The 7,614-nt window shown below is 25.9% G+C and carries 10 protein-coding genes; 8 read left to right on the top strand and 2 right to left on the bottom strand.

Annotated elements, in window-relative coordinates:
* Positions 1-107 precede the first annotated feature (107 nt).
* Entirely contained in the window at positions 108-698 is a 591-nt protein-coding gene (locus VN21_RS09660) for a TetR/AcrR family transcriptional regulator (RefSeq protein ID WP_046823073.1), read from the bottom strand.
* A gap of 154 nt (positions 699-852) precedes the next feature.
* Here VN21_RS09660 and VN21_RS09665 point away from each other — a divergent pair, with 154 nt between their 5' ends.
* The 5 genes from VN21_RS09665 (at position 853) to VN21_RS09685 (ending at position 4,016) form a co-directional block, all read left to right on the top strand.
* On the top strand, positions 853-1,569 hold the full coding sequence (locus VN21_RS09665; RefSeq protein ID WP_046823074.1) for an ABC transporter ATP-binding protein: 717 nt from the start codon (positions 853-855) through the stop codon (positions 1,567-1,569).
* Positions 1,569-2,639, top strand: a complete 1,071-nt coding sequence (locus tag VN21_RS09670; protein WP_046823075.1) for an ABC transporter permease — start codon at positions 1,569-1,571, stop codon at positions 2,637-2,639. Before VN21_RS09665 ends, VN21_RS09670 begins: the two co-directional genes overlap by 1 nt.
* A 61-nt stretch (positions 2,640-2,700) precedes the next feature.
* Entirely contained in the window at positions 2,701-3,381 is a 681-nt protein-coding gene (locus VN21_RS09675; protein ID WP_046823076.1) for a hypothetical protein, read from the top strand.
* 53 nt (positions 3,382-3,434) lie between these two features.
* Positions 3,435-3,623, top strand: coding sequence for a hypothetical protein (locus VN21_RS09680; RefSeq protein WP_046823077.1), 189 nt, complete (start codon positions 3,435-3,437; stop codon positions 3,621-3,623).
* 117 nt (positions 3,624-3,740) lie between these two features.
* Complete coding sequence (locus tag VN21_RS09685) at positions 3,741-4,016, top strand: hypothetical protein (protein WP_046823078.1); 276 nt, start codon at positions 3,741-3,743, stop codon at positions 4,014-4,016.
* 44 nt (positions 4,017-4,060) lie between these two features.
* Here VN21_RS09685 and VN21_RS09690 read toward each other — a convergent pair whose 3' ends face one another.
* Positions 4,061-4,810, bottom strand: a complete 750-nt coding sequence (locus tag VN21_RS09690) for a sulfite exporter TauE/SafE family protein (protein WP_046823079.1) — start codon at positions 4,808-4,810, stop codon at positions 4,061-4,063.
* Between the two features lie 155 nt (positions 4,811-4,965).
* Between VN21_RS09690 and VN21_RS17875 the strand changes: the two genes are divergently transcribed.
* From VN21_RS17875 to VN21_RS09705, 3 genes are all read left to right on the top strand, one after another.
* Positions 4,966-6,300 (top strand): AAA family ATPase, encoded by a 1,335-nt coding sequence (locus VN21_RS17875; RefSeq protein WP_161794386.1) that lies wholly within the window; start codon positions 4,966-4,968, stop codon positions 6,298-6,300.
* Positions 6,301-6,390: 90 nt separating this feature from the next.
* Positions 6,391-6,903 carry a transcription repressor NadR gene (locus VN21_RS09700; protein WP_046823080.1) on the top strand — a complete coding sequence of 171 codons (513 nt, stop codon included), beginning with the start codon at positions 6,391-6,393 and terminating at the stop codon, positions 6,901-6,903.
* A gap of 85 nt (positions 6,904-6,988) precedes the next feature.
* Positions 6,989-7,552, top strand: coding sequence for a membrane protein (locus VN21_RS09705; protein ID WP_046823081.1), 564 nt, complete (start codon positions 6,989-6,991; stop codon positions 7,550-7,552).
* The last annotated feature ends 62 nt before the right edge of the window (positions 7,553-7,614 follow it).

Raw genomic sequence — 7,614 nt, forward strand, 5'->3', positions numbered from 1 at the left:
CTTTCGACAAAACATTTGTATAACTACGTTGTATAAGTTATCCACAAACATTTGTTAAGTATGATTTCCTTAAGCGTAAAAAATGGCTATCTTATTAAGATAGCCATTTAATTTTTTATAACTGAATTAGAAATAGAAACTATAATATTAGATGTTATACAAGCTAACTCATAAGGTGTTTCAACCATTCCATCTTCAAGCCATCTGGATATAATTCCAATATGCATGGATGTTGCTGTTTCAATTAAATATTTTAGAGGGATACAAAATGCATCTGGAGTTTTTATTACAGATATTTTTTTTATCAACTCTTCAATTAGACTTTTAAATTTTAAATGAAAGTTTAAGTCTCCATTTCCGCCTAGTATAACTTTTACAAAGTCAGAGTTTTTACCTATACATTCATAAACGCAGCTTAAAAAAGGAATTATAGTAGTTGCATCTTGTATGGGTAAAGATTGAGGGTTAAATATTTTAAATGCATCAGCTAATACTTCTCTTATTTCGTTTAATATATCATTTTGACTTTGTTCTAATAAATCGTATTTATCCATGTAATGTAGGTAAAAAGTAGCTCTGTTAATGTTAGCTTTGTCAGTAATATCTTTTATAGTAATTTTATCAAATGGTTTTTCTTTCATTAATGATGTTAAAGATTTTTTAATTACACTTCTAGTTTTTAAAATTCTTCTATCCATAATATCCTCCTAAACTAAATATAATCAACAAAATCATGAAATGTGTTTAATAATAAACACATCGAGAGTTTTTAATTATTGTTATATATTATGACTTAATTATAATTATAATATAAGGATTAATCAACACCGTGTCGATTAAAAGGAGGTTAACATGAGTATTGTTAAAGTAAAAAATATTACTAAGGAAGTTTCTAAAATTAAAATTCTTGATAATGTAAGTTTAGAAATTGAAGAGGGAGAAATATTAGGATTAATAGGACCATCTGGGTCTGGAAAGAGTACATTTATAAAATCTATTATAGGTATGGAAAAAATTAGTTGTGGAGAAGTATTCATATTAGGAAGTAAAATACCAAATAGAAACATATTACAAAGTATTGGATATATGGCTCAGTCTGATGCTCTATATGAGGATTTGACTGGTAAAGAAAATCTAGAATTTTTTGCTAAAATATTTTCAATAAATAAGTATGAGATAAATAAAAGAATAGAGTATGTATCAAATTTAGTTAATATGCAAAATGATTTAAATAAAAAGGTTAAATATTATTCTGGAGGTATGAAAAGAAGGTTATCATTAGCTATATCATTAATACAGGACCCAAAAGTTTTAATACTAGATGAACCTACTGTAGGAATTGATCCTAAACTTAGACTTAGTATTTGGAATGAGCTAAATAAATTAAAATTAAATGGGAAATCCATAATAATAACAACTCACGTAATGGATGAAGCTCAAAGATGTGACAAGTTAGCATTAATAAGAAATGGTAAAATTATAGCAAATGGAACACCTAGTAAATTAAAGGATGAATTTAAAGTAGATACTATTGAGGATATATTCTTAAAAATAGGAGGTGAAATTTAATGAGGGTAAAAGCTATTATAATAAGAATAATAAAACAAACCATTCATGATAAAAGAACATTAGCACTTATGATGGTTGCACCTATGATTGTTATGACTTTAGTTTATTTTTTATTTAACTCTAATGAAGAAAACTTATTAAATGTAGGGGTTTATAATACATCATCAGAGTTTAATGAATCACTTAAAGATGCAGATCTTAATATAAAAGAATACAGTGATAAAAATAATATTAAAAATAAGATAACAAATCAAAATTTAGATGCGTTTATAGTTAAAAATAATAATAATGAATTAGAAATAACATATGAAAATAGTTCACCAATAAATACAAAAGAAATTGAAGGAAAAGTACAATCAACTATATTAAAAGATGAATTTTTAAAAATTTCTTCAAAAGTTAATAAAAACATTGGAGAAAGTAATAAAATATCGATAGACTCAAGTTATGTATATTCAAATGAAGACTTAACATATTTTGATACTTTAAGTCCTATACTCATTGGTTTTTTTGTATTCTTCTTTGTATTTTTAGTTTCGGGAATATCTTTATTAAAAGAAAGAACTACAGGTACATTAGATAGATTACTATCTACTCCTATAAAAAGAAGTGAAATTGTATTAGGGTACTTGGCTGGCTATGGTATATTTGCTGTAATACAGACTATATTAATCGTGTTATTTTCGATTTACATATTGAATATAACGATTGAAGGTAATATATTGTTGGTAGTTATTGTAAATATATTAATTGCGCTTGTAGCATTATCATTAGGACTCATTTTATCTACATTTGCTAATTCAGAGTTTCAAATTATGCAGTTTATACCTATAATAATAGTTCCTCAAATATTTTTTACAGGGCTAATACCGATAGAAAGTATGAGTATATGGCTGCAAAATATTGCTAGAATAACGCCTTTATATTATGGAGCAAGTGCTTTGAGCGGAATATTTATAAAAGGTTTTGATTTTTACAACATATATAATGATTGTATTATTTTAATAATATTTATAATAGTTTTATATGTTTTTAATATATTAGCATTAAAAAGATATAGAAAAATATAGTAATAAAGTATAACTTTCCACATATAAAAACTAATAAAGAAGTTTTATATGTGGAGGGGTTATGGAAGATTTATTGCATAAGATAGATGAAATGAAATTTAATTTAAGATCTAAAGATGTTAAATCTATAAAAAAAAGTAAATTAAAGACTATATCCACAAAAGAAATAAATAAAGAAAATAAACAAATTATTACTACTTATAATTATTATGTAAAACTTATCAAAAAGTTAAAAAGATATTTAAAAACAGAAGAGGATATAATACTTGAAGTCAACAATGACAAATTAAACCGAATAGTTTGCTTGACAATAAAATTAAGTAAAAATGATATGGAAATTTTTATGCCTATAGATATAAGAGTATTTGTGGGGGATGCTAAAGATACTTATATGGATTGTAGTTATTACAACTTAGAAGATGGTGGAGTTTTATATATAAAGGAATTTACATCTGGAAAACCAAACCATGGATATGGGAAGATAATATTAGAAAATTTAGATGATATAGTAAAAAAAATAAATACAAAATTAGACTTATACAATCATTATTTTGAAGACTACAAATTTAATTATATAAATAAAATCGAAGGTGTGGCAATACCTTCTAAAAGTATAATAACACAAGAATCTTTAAATAAGATTTACAGAAAGTATGGGTTTGAAGTTGATGAAAAAAATAATATGAGCATGATAAAGATTATTGAAAATCAAGAAATTTCATACAATCAGAATATGAACTAAGTTTTTGGTTAAATTAAATATGAAATACACTTATCATCGAGGAGGATTTTATCATGAAAAATAATAAAAATAGACATAAAGATAGACCAAAGACTAATGCAGAAAAAAGAAAAGTTTTATTTGAACACGGATCTGAAATTGGAATAGTAGATGGTAAAAAAATAGGAGCTAGAAACTCAGGCTCAACTAAAACTAAAGATGAAAAATTATATGATAAAATAGAAAGAAAGGGAACATATTAAAAAAGTACAATGTATTTGCATTGTACTTTTTTAATATGCTATATTAACACATTTTCAATATAAATCATAATATATATAAGATAATAATTTGTGAAGCCTTTGTTAGGAGGAATTTTTATGAAGTATGCAAATTATAAATTTGGAAATATAGTTGATATAAACGATATTAAGGGCCAGCCATATAAGTTTATAACAATAGCTACAAATCCAAAGGATATATATACTTTCACTAAGCTTATTTATAGTGATCAAACATTAATTCTTGATTGTGAATATAATGAAATAAGTATAGATGATTTGGAGATAGGTGATAAAATCGTAGCTTTTCATTCTAATGTAATGACTATGAGTATACCTCCACAAACTCAAGTATATATAATTGAAGTAAAATAATAAATAAAAGCTGTATAGACTAAAATCTGTACAGCTTTTATTTATTAAAATGCTTGGTAAAGAAGTTTTATAGCAACACCTAAAGCCATAAATAAAAAAATTGGCTTTATTAGTTGAGATCCTTTGCTTATAGCAACTTTAGCTCCTATATATCCTCCTATTACCATAGAAATAGCATAAAAAATTGCTACTTTGTAAAGAATTTGACCACTAAACATAAATAATATAAGTGCTGTCAAATTACTTGTAAAATTTAAAATCTTAGTATTTGCAGATGCATGTAAAAAATCAAAACCATAAATTTTTATAAATGCAAATGTTAAAAATGTACCTGTGCCAGGTCCAAAAAAACCATCATAAAAACCTAAGGTAAAAGCCATAAACATACCTTTTTTTATGTTTTCCTTGCTAAGGCTTTCGAATTTATCCTCTTTACCTAAGTCTTTCTTTAAATATGTATATATTGCAACTATCAGTATCATAAGGAAAACTAAAACATTTAATATATTTTCACTTATAGATAAAACACATTTAACACCTAGGAAACATCCTAAAATTGTAAACGGAATCAATTTTTTTAATAACTCAACATTAGTTTTACCTGAATTTGAATACTTATATGCACTAGAAAAACAACCAAAAGCACCTGCAAATTTGTTGGTTCCAAGTGCTAGATGAGCCGGAAGACCTGCCATTAACAAAATAGGCATACTTATTAAGCCACCACCACCTGCTATTGAATCAACAAAAGCAGCTAGAAAACCACCAAGACAAAGAAATAAAATTGTAAGCATAATTCCTCCAATAGTAAAATTTATTTATAATTATTATAATATAAAAGAAATACAAATGTAATTAGCAGGATTAATATTAAATCACAATCATATTAATCAAATCGAGCTCATATATTTTACTAAGGTATAATATATGGGAAAGGGGAGTGATTATGATGGCTAGGGATATAGTTATAGATTTCTTAACAAAACTATCTATAGATATAGAAAATAAAGCAGATGTAGATGTAAGTTATAGCCAGCAAAGAGATTACTTTTCTAGTGGTAAAATATTAGGGCAACCCATATATTATGTATTTAAATATTTTAGGAAAGAAGAACAGTTAGGATTATATATAGAGTCAAGAGATGCAGAAGGGGCTCAATTTTTAAAAGATATTTACTATGAAAAAAATGAATTCATATCAAGAAAAGTAGGATATGAACTTGGTATAAGTGAAAGAAAGCAAAACAAAGATTGGGTTAGAATGGGATTTGAAATAGATGTTGATAATTTCAATGAACTTATGGAGTATAGAAAATTATATCTTCATGCATTTCTAAAGTTTAAATCGGCAATAGAAAAAATAGTAGAAAAATATGTAGATGCAATATTCAACTTTGCAGGAAATTTTGGATATACAAAAACAGAATTATTAAGAGAAGTTTTTATGGAAGAAGAAGTTTTAGATGATATAATTTTCAATTTAGACTTTAAAAAAAATATAATATTGCAAGGACCTTCAGGTGTTGGAAAAACGTTTATAGCAAAGCGAATTTGCTATTTTCATCAAGGAAACAGAGATAATTCAAACATAGAAATGATTCAGTTTCATGAAAATTATACCTATGAAGAATTTGTAAGAGGATATAGAAAGGGTAAAAATGGAGAAGATTATATAAAAAATGGAGTGTTTTATGATTTTATAAAAAAAGCGCAATCTTATCCAGAGCATAAGCATTACTTTATAATAGATGAAATAAACCGAGTTGACGTCAATAAAATATTTGGAGAAATAAGTTCTATAATCGAAAATAACAAAAGGGGAAAAGAAAATTCTATCAAACTTATTTATAGCGATAGTGATGAGAGTTTTTATATTCCAGACAATGTTTATATAATAGGAACGTTAAATACAGCTGATAAAAATTTAAAAGACATAGGCTATCCATTGAGAAGAAGATTTGGATTTATAGATATAGAACCTGTTTTTGAAAATATAGACTTTAGAAACTACCTTGGAGAATGTCTAGGAGTAGAGATGGCAGATCAGGTAGTCTGCAATATGAGCAAATTGAATAAAATAATAGAGGAAGATGAAGATTTAGGCAAAAATTATAAGATAGGACAAAGTTATTTTATGATATCTAGTAAAGTTGATGAATATATAGTGGACAGTTGGTATAATCAGGTAATAAAAAGAGATATAGAACCTTTAATAAGAAGCTATATGATAAAAAAAGATAAAAGCTATATAAATGATGTAATTAAAAAATTAGTTGATGATTAAAAAATCCCTTATATGATAAATATCAGGGATTTTTTATTTTATATAGTAAGTTATAATATATTACAGGAATATAAAAAAGGAGAGTTTGTTATGAGTGGTAATGAAAGAAGAGAAAAAATCATAGAAATTTTGAAAAGTTCATCAAAACCAGTTAGTGGTTCTTATTTGTCTAAAATTTTAGATGTAAGTAGACAACTTATAGTTTCTGACGTTGCATTAATAAGAGCGACAGGTATAAATATTGTATCAACTCCTAAGGGATATATACTAAATGAAGAAGTATGTGAAAGTAGTTTAGTAAAGACAATAGCATGTAAACATTCTAAAGAATTTATTGAAGATGAATTGAATATAATTGTAGATGAAGGGGCAACTGTTTTAAATGTTATAGTGGAACATAGTGTATATGGGCAGTTAACTGGCAATTTACATGTATCATCTAGACGAGATATAAGAGAATTTATGAAAAAATTAGGAGAAGATGCAACTAATCCATTATCACAATTGACTGATGGAGTACATCTTCATACTATAAAATGTGAAAATGAGGAAGTTTTAGATTGTGTAATAAAAGCATTAAAGGAAAAAGATTATCTATTATAGAGTTGACAAAAAAATGATATGACTATACACTTATAATGACAGGTGTAAAGACACCTATAATTACATATGTATAGGGGGATTTTTTATGAATAGTAAAATCAACACAAAAGCTGTTGTTATGTCAGCTTTATTATGTGCTTTAGGAATTATAATACCTATGTTTTCTCCAATTAAGCTAATTTTAGAACCTGCATCATTTACATTAGCTAGTCATGTTGCTATATTTATAGCCATGTTTATTTCACCAAGCACTGCATTATTTGTTACATTTGGAACAACAGTAGGATTTTTATTAGGAGGATTTCCAATAGTTGTAGTAGCTAGAGCATTTAGCCATTTAGTATTTGTAAGTTTTGGATCTCTTTATTTAAAGAAAAACAAAAATGTTATATCTAGTATAAAGTCGTCAATGGGATTTTCATTGATTATGGGGATCTTACATGCAATAGGTGAAGTATTGGTAGTTATTCCGTTTTATTTTGGGTCAAGCTTATCGCAAGGATATTACGAACAAGGTTTTTTAACATCTGTTTTATTATTAGTGGGGGTAGGAACTATAATTCACAGTATGTTAGATTTTGGATTGTCGGTTTATATATGGAATGTTATGCCTAAAGAATTAAAAAATATAGATACAGTTAGAGCGTAAAAAAATAACAAGATTGGGTTTTTTATCTAATCTTGTTATTTTTTTATATAAAAATTTAATAT

Origin of the sequence: Paraclostridium benzoelyticum (assembly GCF_001006285.1) — a bacterium.
In the GTDB taxonomy this organism is placed as follows: Bacteria; Bacillota; Clostridia; order Peptostreptococcales; family Peptostreptococcaceae; genus Paraclostridium; species Paraclostridium benzoelyticum.

Excerpts from the sequence above, each read along its gene's own strand:
- VN21_RS09660 (WP_046823073.1), bottom strand. The coding sequence starts at position 698 with ATGGATAGAAGAATTTTAAAAACTAGAAGTGTAATTAAAAAATCTTTA.
- VN21_RS09705 (WP_046823081.1), top strand. The coding sequence starts at position 6,989 with ATGAATAGTAAAATCAACACAAAAGCTGTTGTTATGTCAGCTTTATTA.
- VN21_RS09680 (WP_046823077.1), top strand. The coding sequence starts at position 3,435 with ATGAAAAATAATAAAAATAGACATAAAGATAGACCAAAGACTAATGCA.
- VN21_RS17875 (WP_161794386.1), top strand. The coding sequence starts at position 4,966 with ATGGCTAGGGATATAGTTATAGATTTCTTAACAAAACTATCTATAGAT.
- VN21_RS09665 (WP_046823074.1), top strand. The coding sequence starts at position 853 with ATGAGTATTGTTAAAGTAAAAAATATTACTAAGGAAGTTTCTAAAATT.
- VN21_RS09700 (WP_046823080.1), top strand. The coding sequence starts at position 6,391 with ATGAGTGGTAATGAAAGAAGAGAAAAAATCATAGAAATTTTGAAAAGT.
- VN21_RS09675 (WP_046823076.1), top strand. The coding sequence starts at position 2,701 with ATGGAAGATTTATTGCATAAGATAGATGAAATGAAATTTAATTTAAGA.
- VN21_RS09685 (WP_046823078.1), top strand. The coding sequence starts at position 3,741 with ATGAAGTATGCAAATTATAAATTTGGAAATATAGTTGATATAAACGAT.
- VN21_RS09690 (WP_046823079.1), bottom strand. The coding sequence starts at position 4,810 with ATGCTTACAATTTTATTTCTTTGTCTTGGTGGTTTTCTAGCTGCTTTT.
- VN21_RS09670 (WP_046823075.1), top strand. The coding sequence starts at position 1,569 with ATGAGGGTAAAAGCTATTATAATAAGAATAATAAAACAAACCATTCAT.